This is a genomic window from Amycolatopsis sp. NPDC102522 (assembly GCF_055584485.1).
The window spans coordinates 147,881-161,864 of the sequence record NZ_JBVJLY010000020.1 but is presented as its reverse complement, the minus strand read 5'-3'; the positions used below and the strand labels follow the sequence as shown (position 1 = coordinate 161,864).

Annotated in this window: 15 protein-coding genes; 4 read left to right on the top strand and 11 right to left on the bottom strand. The window is 69.0% G+C overall.

Annotated elements, in window-relative coordinates; translation table 11 throughout:
- Positions 1-279: 279 nt before the first annotated feature.
- Positions 280-1,554 carry a tyrosine--tRNA ligase gene (gene tyrS, locus ACZ6YV_RS34045; protein ID WP_465513518.1) on the bottom strand — a complete coding sequence of 425 codons (1,275 nt, stop codon included), beginning with the start codon at positions 1,552-1,554 and terminating at the stop codon, positions 280-282.
- A 32-nt stretch (positions 1,555-1,586) separates the two neighbouring features.
- The gene (locus ACZ6YV_RS34040) at positions 1,587-2,222 is read right to left on the bottom strand and encodes a DNA-3-methyladenine glycosylase (RefSeq protein ID WP_465513523.1); all 636 of its coding nucleotides are present in this window, start codon (positions 2,220-2,222) and stop codon (positions 1,587-1,589) included.
- A gap of 133 nt (positions 2,223-2,355) precedes the next feature.
- Here ACZ6YV_RS34040 and ACZ6YV_RS34035 point away from each other — a divergent pair, with 133 nt between their 5' ends.
- From ACZ6YV_RS34035 to ACZ6YV_RS34025, 3 genes are read left to right on the top strand one after another with little or no spacing between them, the layout of a single operon-like run.
- A complete protein-coding gene (locus tag ACZ6YV_RS34035; RefSeq protein ID WP_465513517.1) occupies positions 2,356-2,931 on the top strand; it encodes an SRPBCC family protein in 576 nt (191 codons plus the stop codon).
- Positions 2,928-3,599, top strand: coding sequence for a DUF4166 domain-containing protein (locus tag ACZ6YV_RS34030; protein ID WP_465513516.1), 672 nt, complete (start codon positions 2,928-2,930; stop codon positions 3,597-3,599). Before ACZ6YV_RS34035 ends, ACZ6YV_RS34030 begins: the two co-directional genes overlap by 4 nt.
- The gene (locus ACZ6YV_RS34025; protein WP_465513515.1) at positions 3,599-4,234 is read left to right on the top strand and encodes a TetR/AcrR family transcriptional regulator; all 636 of its coding nucleotides are present in this window, start codon (positions 3,599-3,601) and stop codon (positions 4,232-4,234) included. The genes ACZ6YV_RS34030 and ACZ6YV_RS34025 overlap by 1 nt, the downstream gene beginning before the upstream one ends.
- On the opposite strand, the gene ACZ6YV_RS34020 is transcribed toward ACZ6YV_RS34025, so the two are convergent.
- On the bottom strand, positions 4,235-5,596 hold the full coding sequence (locus ACZ6YV_RS34020) for a serine hydrolase domain-containing protein (protein ID WP_465513514.1): 1,362 nt from the start codon (positions 5,594-5,596) through the stop codon (positions 4,235-4,237). It lies immediately after the preceding gene.
- A 27-nt stretch (positions 5,597-5,623) separates the two neighbouring features.
- Between ACZ6YV_RS34020 and ACZ6YV_RS34015 the strand changes: the two genes are divergently transcribed.
- Entirely contained in the window at positions 5,624-6,319 is a 696-nt protein-coding gene (locus ACZ6YV_RS34015; protein ID WP_465513513.1) for a TetR/AcrR family transcriptional regulator, read from the top strand.
- 66 nt (positions 6,320-6,385) lie between these two features.
- Here the strand turns inward: ACZ6YV_RS34015 and argH are convergent, their stop codons facing one another.
- Genes argH through argC form a run of 8 tightly spaced genes read right to left on the bottom strand, consistent with a single transcriptional unit; the run spans position 6,386 to position 13,923 of the window.
- Entirely contained in the window at positions 6,386-7,801 is a 1,416-nt protein-coding gene (argH, locus tag ACZ6YV_RS34010) for an argininosuccinate lyase (protein ID WP_465513512.1), read from the bottom strand.
- A 27-nt stretch (positions 7,802-7,828) separates the two neighbouring features.
- Positions 7,829-8,182, bottom strand: a complete 354-nt coding sequence (locus tag ACZ6YV_RS34005; RefSeq protein ID WP_465513511.1) for an argininosuccinate synthase — start codon at positions 8,180-8,182, stop codon at positions 7,829-7,831.
- Positions 8,172-8,693 carry an arginine repressor gene (locus tag ACZ6YV_RS34000; RefSeq protein ID WP_020629635.1) on the bottom strand — a complete coding sequence of 174 codons (522 nt, stop codon included), beginning with the start codon at positions 8,691-8,693 and terminating at the stop codon, positions 8,172-8,174. Before ACZ6YV_RS34000 ends, ACZ6YV_RS34005 begins: the two co-directional genes overlap by 11 nt.
- The gene (argF, locus tag ACZ6YV_RS33995) at positions 8,690-9,616 is read right to left on the bottom strand and encodes an ornithine carbamoyltransferase (protein WP_465513510.1); all 927 of its coding nucleotides are present in this window, start codon (positions 9,614-9,616) and stop codon (positions 8,690-8,692) included. Before argF ends, ACZ6YV_RS34000 begins: the two co-directional genes overlap by 4 nt.
- 14 nt (positions 9,617-9,630) lie before the next feature.
- Entirely contained in the window at positions 9,631-10,824 is a 1,194-nt protein-coding gene (locus ACZ6YV_RS33990) for an acetylornithine transaminase (RefSeq protein ID WP_465513509.1), read from the bottom strand.
- Positions 10,821-11,741, bottom strand: a complete 921-nt coding sequence (gene argB, locus ACZ6YV_RS33985) for an acetylglutamate kinase (RefSeq protein ID WP_465513508.1) — start codon at positions 11,739-11,741, stop codon at positions 10,821-10,823. The genes ACZ6YV_RS33990 and argB overlap by 4 nt, the downstream gene beginning before the upstream one ends.
- Entirely contained in the window at positions 11,738-12,898 is a 1,161-nt protein-coding gene (gene argJ, locus ACZ6YV_RS33980; protein ID WP_465513507.1) for a bifunctional glutamate N-acetyltransferase/amino-acid acetyltransferase ArgJ, read from the bottom strand. The genes argB and argJ overlap by 4 nt, the downstream gene beginning before the upstream one ends.
- The gene (argC, locus tag ACZ6YV_RS33975) at positions 12,895-13,923 is read right to left on the bottom strand and encodes an N-acetyl-gamma-glutamyl-phosphate reductase (protein WP_465513506.1); all 1,029 of its coding nucleotides are present in this window, start codon (positions 13,921-13,923) and stop codon (positions 12,895-12,897) included. Before argC ends, argJ begins: the two co-directional genes overlap by 4 nt.
- Between the last annotated feature and the right edge of the window lie 61 nt (positions 13,924-13,984).

The following is a 13,984-nucleotide window of genomic DNA, read 5'->3' as shown; positions in this document are numbered from 1 at the left end:
TCTACTGGCTTAGTTCACTAGCACACTGTTGAGTTCTCAAGCAACACACCCCAGATCGCACCGCAGTCACGCGGCCTTATCTGAAGCAGTTATTTCTAGCAGTTTTTGGTGAGACACCCACTCAATCACCTTGAGGTGAGAGCTTGGTTCGTGTCCCGCGGCCACCCGGTTTCCCTGGCGACTTGGAGAACTTTACATGGCCCGGAAGGGCCCGAAACAGGGGGGTACCTTAACTGCGTTTCCGCAGGTCAAGGCCCCTGTTTCGGGCCGGAACCGCGATCAGCCCCCGACGCGCACGCCGGCGACGTTGCGCTTGCCCTTGCGGACCACGAGCCAACGGCCGTGCAGAGCGTCGTCCGAGGACGGCGTCCACGCCTCGTCGACGATCTTCGTGTTGTTGACGTACGCACCGCCTTCCTTGACGGTGCGGCGCGCGGCGCCCTTGCTGTCGACGAGTCCGCCGGCGATCAGCAGGTCGACGATCGTCGACTCGCCGTTCGGGTCGACCTTGCCGTTCGGCACCTCGGCCATCGCGGCGTCGAGGGTCGGCGAGTCGAGCTCACGCAGCTCTCCCCTGCCGAACAGCGCCTGGCTGGCGGCGATGACCTGGCGGGTCGCCTCCTCGCCGTGCACCAGGGTGGTGAAGTCCTCCGCCAGCTTCCGCTGCGCGGACCGCAGGTGGGGACGCTGTTCGGTGTCCTCGGCCAGCGCCGCGATCTCCTCCTGCCCAAGGAAGGAGAACATCCGCAGGTAGCGGATGACGTCGGCGTCGGCGACGTTCACGAAGTACTGGAACCACGCGTACGGCGAGGTCATCTCCGGGTCGAGCCAGACACTGCCGCCGCCGGTGGACTTCCCGAACTTGCGTCCCTCGGTGTCGGTGACCAGCGGCGCGGTCAGCGCGTGCGTGTGCCCGCCGTCGGTCCGGCGGATCAGGTCGACGCCGCCGACGAGGTTGCCCCACTGGTCCGAGCCGCCGATCTGCAGCTTGCAGCCGTACTCGCGGTACAGGTGCAGGTAGTCCTGCGACTGCAGCAGCAGGTAGCTGAACTCGGTGTAGGACATGCCGTCGGCTTCGAGGCGGCGCTTCACCGTCTCCCGGTTCAGCATGGTGTTGACCGGGAAGTGCTTGCCGACGTCGCGCAGGAACTCGACCACGGTCTGCTTACCGGTCCAGTTCAGGTTGTTCTCGATGACCGCGCCGGTGGGCGAGTCGTCGAAATCGACGAAGCGCTCCAGCTGACCGCGGATCCGGTCGGCCCATTCGGAGACGGTGTCCAGCGTGTTGAGGGTGCGCTCGCCGGTGTCGCGCGGGTCGCCGATCATCCCGGTGGCGACGCCGGCCAGCACGATCGGCCGGTGTCCGGCGCGCTGGAAGCGCGAGAGCATCAGCAGCGGCACCAAGTTGCCGGCGTGCAGGCTGGGCGCCGTCGGGTCGAATCCGCAATAGAGCGTGAGGGGGCCTTGGTCGAGGTCTCGCCGCAGTGCGTCGGTGTCGGTGGATTGCGCGATCAGGCCGCGCCAGGTCAGCTCGTCAAGGATGTGCTCGCTCACGCCTGTAGATCCTCCCGCACCAGGTCAACCGACTATCGGCCGGGGGCGGCCGCCCGTCGCTTGCCGCCCCGGCGGTAGGTGGAGACCGCGGGCGATCCGTCGACCCAGAACCGCCACGGCGTGTCCATCGCCATGGCGACGCCGACGCGCGGCCCGGTGCGGATGTCCGCTTCGGGAACCCGTTCGCCGGTGAACAACCGGACGGGTGACGCGGGGTCGGTGAGGTCGACGCCGTTCTCGGCCCTGTCGATGCCGAGCACCGAGGTGAGGATGGCCGGGCCCTTGGCGAGCTCGCCGTTGCCTCGCGCCGACGGCCTGCGCGTGCGGGCGACGTCCGCCCCGGACACCACCTCCCCGGCACGCAGCAGCACGGCGCCCGGCTGCCCGTCTTCGGTGCCGACGATGTTGGCGCAGAAGTGCATGCCGTAGACGAAGTACACGTACAGATACCCCGCGGGCCCCCACATGACCGCGTTGCGCGGGGTCTTGCCGCGATAGCAGTGCGACGCGGGGTCGTCGAGCCCGCGATAGGCCTCGACCTCGACCAGGCGGACCGCGACCGTGCCGTCGGGACCTGTCGACTCGATCACCGCGCCGAGCAGGAGCGTGGCCAGCTCCACCGGATCCAGCGCCAGCTCCCGCCGGGTGAACTGTCTGCCGGTCACCACGTTCCGCACACCCCGTTCCCGCCGATTTCCCGCACCGAACCTTAACCGGCCGCCTGGACGGGCCGGGTATTGAGCGATCGCTCAATCATGTTCTACAGTGGTTTGAGCGATCGCTCAAACCGGAGGGGGCTCAATGAGCCGAAGAGCGCTTTACGTCGAAACGGTGATCCGCACCGACCTCGACACGCTGTGGCGGTACACGCAGGACCCGCGCCTGCACGAGCGCTGGGATCTCCGCTTCGCGCGAATCGAACCGGTCGCGGGTTCGCCGGGACGGTTCCGGTACGCGACGAAGTTCCTGGGCCTGGTCGTCAGCGGGACCGGAACGCACGCCGGGGAGAGCACGCGGCCCGACGGTGGCCGGACGTCCGCGCTGCGGTTCGCGTCCGCGGATCCGCTGTCGCTCATCAAGTCCGGTTCGGGGTACTGGCGCTACACCCAGGACGGCGACGGCGTCCGGTTCGTCACCGGCTTCGACTACACGACTCGCTGGGGCGTCTTCGGCAGGTTCGCGGATCTGCTGTTCCGGCCACTGTTCGGCTGGATGACGGCCTGGTCGTTCGACAGGCTCCGCCTCTGGCTCGAAACCGGCGGCCCGCCGGAGGAACTCCCCCTGCTCTCGCCCTCGGCGAGCCGCTGCCGCCGGAGTCCGCGGCCGGGCAAGGACGGCGTCGCACCCCGCGTTCTCGACACTCTGGAGCAGGCATGATCTTCCAAGAAGCGTTGGGCGCCGAGTTCGCGTCGCTGCACCCGCGGATGCGCGAGCGACTGTCGCTGAGCACGGAGAACGGCGTCGGGATGATCGGCGTCGGCGTGATGGACGAGATCTGGCGCGGCGCCGCGTTCGCCACGCCGTTCCTGCGGCTCGGCGCGTCGAGGCACATCCTGTTCCCGGAGCGCGGCCGCAATGTCCCCTTCACCATCGAGAACTATCCGTACATCGACTCGCTCGGCAGAGAGACGGTGTCGTTCGTCCGCACCTTCGAACTGCCGGAACGGAGGCGGCGGTTCGACGCGCAGATGATCTACAGCGCCGAGCGCGGGAAGATCGTCGACTACCTGGGGACGCATCAGCACATCGCCGTCGATCTGGATCTGACGGTGCGGCCGGACGGCGGCTTCCGCATCCGGTCGGAGGAGTTCCGGCTCTCCGAAGGCCCGCTTCGGTGCGTGGTGCCGCGATCCGTCGTCGGGGTGGCCGAGGTCGACGAGTGGTTCGACGAGGAGAGCGGTCTCTTCCGCATCGAGATCCGGGTGACGAACCGGCGGTTCGGCCCACTGTTCGGCTACCGGGGTGCGTTCGAAGCACGGTTCGTCGATCTGCGGGCGGGGGTGAGCGGTGCGGTGAAGCCCCTGCGTGAGAAGGTCCTGGACTGATGAACGGGACCGGTACGAAACAGCGGTTGATCGACGGCGCGCTGGAGACGATCCGTACCAGCGGGATCACCGCGGTTTCGGCCAGGACGGTCGCCGCAGCGGCGGGCACCAATCAGGCGCTGATCTTCTACCACTTCGGCAGTGTCGAAGAGTTGATCGCGCAGGCCTGTGTGACAGCGACCGAAAGTCGCGTCACCCATTTCCGTGATCGGTTCGCCGCGGTGACCACGCTGGGCGAACTGCTGGAGCTGGGCCGGACCATCCACACGGAGGAACGGGCCGAGGGGAACATGGCCGTCCTCGCCCAGACCCTCGCCGGCGCGCAGGGCGGCGGGCGGCTGGCCGAGGCGACCCGGCAGGCGCTGGACAAATGGGTCCACGAGGTCCGGAAGACCCTCGACCGCGTGCTGGCCGGTTCACCGGTGCTCGAACTGGCGGAGACCGAAGGGCTCGCTCACGCGGTCTCCGCCGGTTTCCTCGGCCTGACGCTGTTCGAGTCGGTGGATCCGGAAGGCGCCGAGCAGGCCCTGACGGCGCTGGCACAGCTGGCGGTGCTGGTCGACGTCTTCGAAGGGCTCGGCCCTGTCGCCACCCGCGCGGTGCGCGCGAAACTCCGGAAGACCGCGAAGAAGTAGCTACGCGATCCTCGGCGCCACCCGCATGCTGGTGTAGCAGCAGTCGGTGCCGTCGGGGAGTTTCGTGAACAGCACCGGCATCCAGTCGTCGCCGAACATCGGGTTCATCCCGGCGAAGACGGTCTCCGACACGGGCACGAGTTCCGTCTCGATCGCCGGGGCGATTCCCTTGAGCCCGTCGGCGAATTCGTAGACGAAGTGCAGCTTCCCGTCGGTCTCCGTGACGGTGATGATGACGCCTTCGCGGCGATAAGTACCGGCGAAGGGCGCGACGTCCATCGAGGGCGGCGATGGCGGCGGCGCGAAGTCTGCGGGCACCTGGACGCCGGCGAGCTCACCGAGCAGTTCCCGCGACAGCTCCGTGTACAGCCTGTCGGTCGTGCCGTGGTTGGTGAGCAGGGCGAAGGCCAGGCCGGCGTCCGGGACCACCCGCAGGTACGAGCGCTGCCCGATCGACGATCCGTTGTGCCCGAAGCCGGAAACGCCGTTCCAGTCGTGGATCGACAGGCCGAGACCCCAGCTGTCGGAGCCGAGCGTCCACTTGTCGGGCACTTCGACTTCGCGACGCCGCATCGCGGTCACTGTCTCTACGGAGAGCCCGCGAGTGCCGTCCAGCAGCATCCGAGCGAATCGGACGACGTCGCCCGCGGTGGCGAGGACCCGTCCGTAGGGACCGGCGTTCCGCGGCAGGAGATCCCAGGCGGCCGTCGGTTCCGGGTCTTGACCGAGATGTCCCATCGCGACCCGGAACCGCAGCGCCTCCTCGGGCAGGGTCATCGTCTCGGTCAGCCCGAGCGGCGCGATGAGCCGCTCCCGTAAGGCGTCGTCCCAGGTCAGCCCGGTGAGCACCTCCACGATCCGGCCGAGCACGGCGTACCCGACGCTGCTGTAGGACGCGGCCGTGCCCGGCGGGCAGTCGAGCGCCACTCCCCTGGCCGCCTCGACGTACTTGGCGAGACAGTCGTCGCCGCGTCCGGTGTCTTCGACGAAGTCGCAGGTGAGCCCGCCGGTGTGGCTGAGCAACTGCCGGGCGGTAATGGTCTTCGTCGCCTCAGGATCCACCGTCGCGAACTCCGGCAGCACCTCGACGACCGGCGCGTCGAGGTCCAGGCGCCCTTCCTCGGCCAGGCCCAGCACCAACGCGGCCGTGTAGACCTTCGCGATCGAGCCGAGCTGGAAGATCGAATCGGTGGTCGCTTCCACCCCGGTTCCCCGGTGCAGGATCCCGCTCGCGAGTTCGTGGATCTCGCCGTTCATGAGTACCGCGAGCGTCGCGCCCGGAACGCGGTGCTCCGCCCGCAGGTCGTCGAGCCTGGACTGCCAGTGGGCTTTGTCGAAAATTGTCCGTACACTGTTAGGCATATTGAACACTGTACGGAAGGAATGCCGATGTCCGTGTGGGCGCGTCCCCCGAAGCGAAAGCGGGAGCAGCCGTCGCTGAGCCGGGAACAGATCGTCGCCGCGGCGATCGAACTTCTCGACGCCGAGGGCATCGAGGCGCTGAGCATGCGAAAGCTCGGAGTGCGGCTCGGCGTGGCCGCCGCGTCGATGTACACGCACGTGGCCAGCAAGGACGAGCTGGTCGAACTGGTCGTCGACGAGGTCTACGGCGAGGTCACGCTCCCGGAGCCGGGTCCGTGGCGGGCCGCGACGGTGCGGTTCGCCCGCGACCTTCGCTCGGTGTTCCTCCGGCATCCGTGGATCGGCTCGCTGCTCGGCGAGGCGGGGGTGGCGTACCTGGGACCGAACGTCCTGAGGCTGTCGGAGTCGGCGCTGGCACTGTTCGAAGACGCCGGTTTCTCGCTGGACGACGCCGATCTGGCGTGGAACACGGTGATGGCGTTCGTCGTCGGGCGAGCCACCAGCGAGGCGGCATGGCTCACGACGCTCAAGCGCAGCGGGCAGAGCGAACAGGAATGGAAAGACCGGCTGTGGCCCGCGGCCGAGCAAGCGGTGCGGGAGCACCCGCGGCTCATGAAGTTGTACGCCGCCCAGCGAAGCCAAGAACCCGGCGAGACCAACGACGCGGACTTCGAGCGCGGCCTCGACTGCGTCCTCAACGGCCTGGCGACGAGGCTTCCCTGATGCGCGTGAAGGCCCCCTTCCCTCTGCTGAGCCGAGGGAAGGGGGCCTTCACGCGCTTGAGAACGCTCAGCCGAGCCAGGCGCGGTGTTCGGTGACCCGCGCGACCAGCCGGTCGCGCTGCTCGGCGACCCGCTCCGGAGCGGTACCACCACGGGCGTCGCGCGAGTTCACCGAACCCTCGACGGTCAGCACCTCGCGCACGGCGGGCGTCAGCGCCGGGTTGATCTTCTCGAACTCTTCGTCGGTCAGTTCGTCGAGGCCGACACCTCGGCCCTCGGCGACACGGACGCTCTCCCCCGCCGCTTCATGCGCGACGCGGAACGGAACCCCTTGGCGCACCAGCCATTCGGCGATGTCCGTGGCGAGGGTGAAACCGGCAGGCGCCAGCTCGGCGAGCCTGTCGGTGTGGAAGGTCAGCGTTTCGAGCATGCCCGCGATGGCCGGGAACAGCAGTTCAAGCTGCTCGACGGAGTCGAAGACCGGTTCCTTGTCCTCCTGCAGGTCACGGTTGTACGCGAGCGGCTGCGCCTTGAGCGTCGCGAGCAGACCGGTCAGATTGCCGATGAGCCGCCCGGCCTTGCCACGGGTCAGCTCGGCGACATCCGGGTTCTTCTTCTGCGGCATGATCGAACTGCCTGTCGCCCAGGCGTCGTCGAGGGTGACGTAGCCGAACTCGGCGGTGTTCCAGATGATCACCTCTTCGGCGATCCTGGACAGGTTGACCGCGAGCATCGCGACGTCGAAGGCGAACTCGGCGACGAAGTCCCGCGAGGCGGTGCCGTCGATGGAGTTGTCGACACTGGTGTCGAACCCCAGTTCCGCGGCGACGGCCTCGGGGTCGAGTCCGAGCGACGAGCCCGCGAGCGCGCCGGAACCATACGGCGACTCGGCGGTGCGAGCGTCCCAGTCACGCAGTCGGGTGACGTCGCGCAGCAGCGACTGGCCGTGCGCGAGCAGGTGGTGCGCCAGCAGGACCGGCTGGGCGTGCTGCAGGTGGGTGCGGCCCGGGAGGATCGCGTCCGGGTGCCGCTTCGCCTGCGAAACCAGCGCGTCGACGACGCCGAGGGTGCCGGCGACCACCCGGCGGGCGGCGTCCCGCAGCCACATCCGGAACAGGGTCGCGACCTGGTCGTTGCGCGAACGGCCCGCCCGCAGCTTGCCGCCGAGTTCGGTGCCTGCCCGCTCCAGCAGACCGCGTTCGAGCGCGGTGTGGACGTCCTCGTCGGCGACAGTCGGGGTGAACGTGCCCGAGGCGACGTCCTGCGCGAGGGTGTCCAGCGCGGCGAGCATGCCGGTCAGCTCGTCATCGGTGAGCAGCCCCGCCTTCCGCAGCACTCGCGCGTGGGCCCGCGACCCGGCGATGTCGTACGGCGCCAGCCGCCAGTCGAAATGGGTCGACGCGCTCAGCGCCGCCATCGCCTCCGCCGGCCCGCTGGCGAACCGGCCGCCCCACAGCTGCACCGGCTGCTCATTCCCGCTCACGACACTCCTCGAATTCCTTGGTTTGTTTCAGGCGACTGACCGGTCGAAGGTAGCGCCTGTGGTGAAGTCGTACAGCGCGCGCTCGTCGCGCGCGGAGTTCACGACCGCGTTCCCGCGGTGCAGGAGCAGGCAGACTTCGCCGGACACCTGCCCGATGGTGACTTTTCTCAGTTCCTCGTACGCGCTGACCAGCGCGAGCGCGGCGGGACCATCGTAGATCTCGCGCCCTCTGAGCCCGAAGGCGCCGACACGGCGGTTCAGCTGCTGGAAAGCCTCCAGCAGCGTCACGGTCTCCCCGTCGATCGCGACAGGCACCCCTTCGTCGAAGGTGATGACCAGCTTCTCCGGATCGTCCGGGAAGGCGAACCCGTCAGGCGTCACCTTCGGTCTCCTCACCGCCGTCCACAGTGGACGACCGTCGGGCCAGCGCCATGAAACGCTCGGCCAGGTCCTTGCCGGACAGTGGTTCCCTCGCGATCACCGCGACCGTGTCGTCGCCGGCGATCGAACCGACGACCTCCTCCAGCGCCGCCCTGTCGATGGCGCTGGCGAGGAACTGCGCCGCGCCCGGCGGAGTGCGCAGCACCGTCAGGTTCCCCGACGAGTCCGCCGAAACGAGCAGCTCGGCGAGCAGCCGCGATAGCCGGGACGTACCGCCCTGCACCCCGCGCACCGGGCTGCCGTCCTCCGGGATGACGTACACCGGCGCGCCGGAATCGGCGCCCCGCAGCTTCACCGCGCCCAGTTCGTCGAGGTCTCGCGACAACGTCGCCTGGGTGACGTCGATACCCTCCGCCGCCAGGAGCTTCGCGAGCTCCGTCTGGCTGCGGATGGCCATCGACGACACGAGCTCGTTGATCCGGGCCTGCCGGGTGACTCTGCTGCCGGTCATCGTCGTTCCTGGCTCAGCAGCCACACCAGCAGCGCCTTCTGAGCGTGCAGCCGGTTCTCTGCCTCGTCCCAGACCGCGCTCGACGGGCCGTCGATGACCTCGTCGGTGATCTCCCAGCCGCGGTGCGCGGGCAGGCAGTGCAGCACGATCGCCTCGTCCGCGGCGCGGCGCATCAGCGCGGCGTTGACCTGCAGCTCACGGAACGGGCCGACCCGGTCGAGACCGTCGTTCTCCTGGCCCATCGAGGTCCAGGTGTCGGTGACGACGACGTCCGCGCCTTCGACGGCGGCGTACGGGTCGGTGAAGACCGTGGTGCTGCCGCCGGTTTCACTCGAACGGTGTTTGGCGTCGAGCATGACCTGCTGGTCCGGCTGGAAGCCCTCCGGCGAGACGACCCGGACGTGCATCCCGGCCGTCGTCCCGGCCAGCAGCAGCGAATGCGCCATGTTGTTCGCACCGTCACCGAGGTAGACCAAGGTGAGCCCGACGAGCTTCCCCTTGCGCTCACGGATGGTCATCAGGTCGGTGAGCGCCTGGCACGGGTGGAACTCGTCGGTGAGCGCGTTGATCACCGGGATGCTCGCCGCCGACGCCATCGCGTCGATGCGCTTCTGGGCGAAGGTCCGCCAGACGATGGCGTCCAGGTACCGCGAAAGCACCCGCGAAGTGTCCTCGATGGTCTCTTCGCGGCCGAGCTGCATCGAGCGCCCGTCGACGATCACGGGGTTACCGCCGAGCTGGGAGATACCCACCTCGAACGAGAACCTGGTCCGGGTGGAGTTCTTCTCGAAGATCGCCGCGACGGATTTACCCTCCAGCGCGCGGGAGCTCAGCGGCTCGGCCTTCAGCTGGTCGGCGAGGTCCAGGATCTCGGCCTGTTCGGCAGGGCTGAGATCGTCGTCACGGAGGAAGTTGCGGAGCATGTTTCGTCTCAGTCCTAGGTGGTGGTGGAATCGAGCGCCCCGGGAAGGGCTTCGAGGAATCCCGCGGCCTCGTCGGCGCTCAGGATCAGCGGCGGTGCCAGCCGGATGGTGTCCGGGGCGATCGGGTTGACCAGGTATCCCGCGTCCTGCGCGGCCTTGGCGACCACCGCCGAGACCGGTTCGCGCAACACGATGCCGAGCAGCAGCCCGGCACCGCGGACCCCGGCCACCAGCGGATGGCCGAGCTCCTCGACGCGAGAGGCGATGTCCTTGCCCAGCGCGGAAACATGGTCGTTCAGGTTGTCCTTGGCGATGGTCTTGAGCACGGCGAGCCCGGCGGCGCAGCAGATCGGGTTGCCGCCGAAGGTGGTCCCGTGGTGCCCCGGTTTCAGCAGATCACCCGCCTCGCCGACGCCGATGACAGCGCCGAGCGGCAGTCCGCCGCCGAGTCCCTTCGCCAAGGTGATGAGGTCCGGGACGATGCCGGCGTGCTGGAAGGCGAACCACGCGCCGGTGCGGCCGATGCCGGTCTGCACCTCGTCGAGGACCAGCAGGGTCCCGGTCGCCTTCGTGATCTCCCGGGCGGCCTGGAGGTAGCCGTCCGGCGCCGGGACGACACCCGCCTCCCCGAGGATCGGCTCGAGGAAAACCGCCGCCGTTTCGCCGTCCACCGCGGCGCGAAGCGCGTCGATGTCACCGTAGGGAACGTGGATGACGCCCGGAACCAGCGGTGCGAACGGGTCCCGCTTCGACGGCTGACCGGTCAACGTCAGCGCGCCCATGGTGCGGCCGTGGAAGGCGCCTTCACAGGCGACGATCTTGGTCCGCCCGGTGAGCCTGCTGATCTTGAGCGCGGCTTCGTTGGCCTCCGCGCCGGAGTTGACGAAGAGCACCTTCGCGTTGCCGGAGAGGCCGGCGACGTCCAAGAGGCTTTCGGCGAGCTCGACGACGACAGGGTTCACGTAGAGGTTCGAGGTGTGCCCGAGTTTCGCGACCTGCTCGGTGACCGCGGCGACCACGGCCGGGTGCGCGTGGCCCAGCGCGTTGACCGCGATCCCGCCCAGCAGGTCGACGTACGGCTTGCCTTCGGCGTCCCAGACCTTCGCGCCCTCGCCTCGGACCAAGGTCAGCGCCGGGGTGCCGTAGTTGTCCATGAGGGACGACTTCCAGTGCTCCTGGCCGTCTACATTGGACTTCAGGGGGGTCACGGGAGCTCCGTTTCGGGGAAGACCATGGTACCGATACCGCGGGAGGTGAAGACCTCCAACAGCACCGAATGGGCGATGCGGCCGTCGATCACGTGCGCGCGGCGGACGCCGCCGCGGATGGCGCGCACACAGGCCTCCATCTTCGGGATCATGCCGCTGGCGAGGCCGGGCAACAGGGTTTCGAGGCGGTCCACGCGGATCCTGTCGACCAGCGAACCGCGGTCGGGCCAGTTGGCGTAGAGGCCTTCGACGTCGGTGAGCACCACGAGCTTCTCCGCGCCCAGCGCGGCGGCCAGCGCACCGGCGGCGGTGTCGGCGTTGATGTTGTGCACGACGCCGTCGACGTCCGGGGCAACGGTGGACACCACCGGGATCCGACCCGCGTTGACGATGTCGAGCACCGCGTCCGGGTTGACCTCGGAGACCTCGCCGACGAGCCCGATGTCGACCGGCACACCGTCCACAGTGGCCTGTTTGCGTTCGGCGGTGAACAGCCTCGCGTCCTCGCCGGAGATACCGACCGCGTACGGGCCGTGCGCGTTGATCAGCCCGACCAGTTCGCGGCTGACCTGGCCGGTCAGCACCATGCGGACGATGTCCATGGTCTCGGGCGTGGTCACGCGCAGGCCGCCCTTGAACTCGCCTTCGACGCCGAGCCGGGTGAGCATCGCGGTGATCTGCGGGCCGCCGCCGTGTACCACCACCGGACGCAGCCCCGCCATGCGCAGGAAGACCATGTCCTCGGCGAAGGCCTGCTTGAGACTGTCGTCGATCATGGCGTTGCCGCCGTACTTCACCACGACAGTGGCGCCGTGGAACCGCTGCAGCCACGGCAGGGCTTCGATGAGGATCGAGGCCTTCTCGGCGGCCGTCGCGAGCCGTTCGTCCGCGGGGACCGTGGATTCGGAAGGGCTCATGACGAGTACGCGCTGTTCTCTTCGACGTACGCGTGCGAAAGGTCGGTCGTGTAGATCGTCGACTCCCCTTCGCCGAGGCCGAGGTCGACGACGATCCGGATGTCGCGGCCCGAGAGATCCGCCTCGGAGCGGTCCGCCGCGGGGGTGCCCTTGGCGAACAGGGTGACGCCGTTGATCGTGATGGCGACCTTCTCCGGGTCGATCTCCGCGGGCACGCGGCCCAGCGCCATGGCGATGCGGCCCCAGTTCGGGTCCGAACCGAACAGCGCGGTCTTGACGAGGTTGTCCTCGGCGATCGTCCGGCCGACGGCGATGGCGTCCGCCTCGCTCGCCGCGCCGGTGACCGTGACGTCGACGTACTTGGTCGCGCCTTCGGAGTCCGCGCGCAGTTGCAGCACGAGGTCGAGGCTGACGGCGGTGAGTAGTTCGGTCAGTTCGGCCTCGGTCGGTTCGACGCCGCTGGCGCCGGAGGCGAGGACGAGCACGGTGTCGTTGGTGGAGGTGCCGCCGTCGACGTCGAGCCTGTCGAAGGTGACACCGGTGGCGGCGCGCAGGGCCCTGTCGAGGACTTCGGGGGTGGCGACCGCGTCGGTGGTGAGGACGGAGAGCATCGTCGCGAGGTTCGGGGCGAGCATGCCCGCGCCCTTGGCGAACCCGCCGACGCTCCAGCCGCTGTCGTGCTTCGCGACAGCTTGCTTCGGCTTGCTGTCGGTGGTCATGACCGCGGTGGCGGCGTTGAGGTCGGCTTCGGAGCCGGCGCCGAGTTCCGCGAAGGCGGTGTCCACGCCGGAAAGCAGCGTGTCCATCGGCAGCCGCTCACCGATCAGGCCTGTCGAGCAGACAGCGACCTCGATCGCACCTGCTTCGAAGAGCCCGGCGACCTTCTCGGCGGTCTGGTGGGTGTCCTGGAAACCGCCGGGGCCGGTGGCGGCGTTCGCGCCCCCGGAGTTGAGGACGACGGCCTTGAGGCGCTGCTGCTTGAGCACCTCTTGCGACCACAGGACGGGCGCGGCCTTGATCACGTTGCGCGTGAACACGCCGGCCGCGACCTGCAGCGGCCCGTCGTTGACGACGAGCGCGAGGTCGAGCTTGCCCTCGGGCTTGATCCCGGCGGCGACGCCCGCGGCGCGGAATCCCTTCGGCTGGGTGACGGTCACGGAGCCACTCCTACGGTCGGAAGTCCGGTGGTTTCGGGGAGGCCGAGTGCGATGTTCATCGACTGGACGGCGCCTCCCGCGGTGCCCTTGGTCAGGTTGTCGATGGCCGCGACCACGATCAGGCGCCGGGTGTCGGCGTCGACGGTGACCTGCAGCTGGACGTTGTTCGAGCCGACCACCGAGGCTGTCGACGGCCACTGGCCGACAGGCAGCAGCTGGACGAACGGCTCGGCGGCGTACGCCTTTTCGTAGAGCTCGCGGGCGCCGTCGGCGTCCAGGTCGGCCTTGAGGGCGGCGCTCGCGGTGGTGAGGATCCCGCGCGGCATCGGGGCCAGCACGGGGGTGAACGAGACTTTGACCCGCTCTCCCGAGACCGCCGAGAGGTTCTGCGCGAACTCGGGGGTGTGGCGGTGGGCGCCGCCGACGCCGTACGCGCTGGCCGAACCCATCACCTCCGAACCGAGGAGGTTCGGCTTGAGGCTCTTGCCCGCACCCGAGGTCCCTGTCACGGCGACGACGTTGACCTCCGGCTCGACCAGGCCCGCGGCGAGTGCCGGGGCGAGGGCGATCGAACCGCCGGTCGGGAAACAGCCGGGGACCGCGATGCGCTTGGCCCCGGCGAGGCGCTCTCGGGCGCCGGGGAGCTCGGGGAGCCCGTACGGCCATTGCCCGGCGTGGTCACCGCCGTACCAGCGCTGCCAGTCTGCCGCGTCCGAGAGACGGTGGTCGGCGCCGAGGTCGACCACCAGGACGTCCGGGCCCAGCTGTGCGGCGATGGTCCCGGAGTGGCCGTGCGGCAGGGCGAGGAAGACGACGTCGTGCCCGGCCAGGGTGTCCGGGGTCGTCTCCAGCAGGACACGGTCCGCCAGCGGCGCGAGGTGCGGCTGGTGCTGGACGAGCGGCGTCCCCGCGGAGCTGGCCGCGGTGAGCGCGCCGATCTGGATTTCGGGATGGGTCAGCAGCAGGCGCAGGAGTTCGCCGCCCGCGTACCCGCTGGCTCCGGCCACCGCGATCTTCACCGTCATACGTATGATTATGCACAGTCGTGCAAGTTCAATCAAACGGAAGCTTCCTCGAACGCTGTCG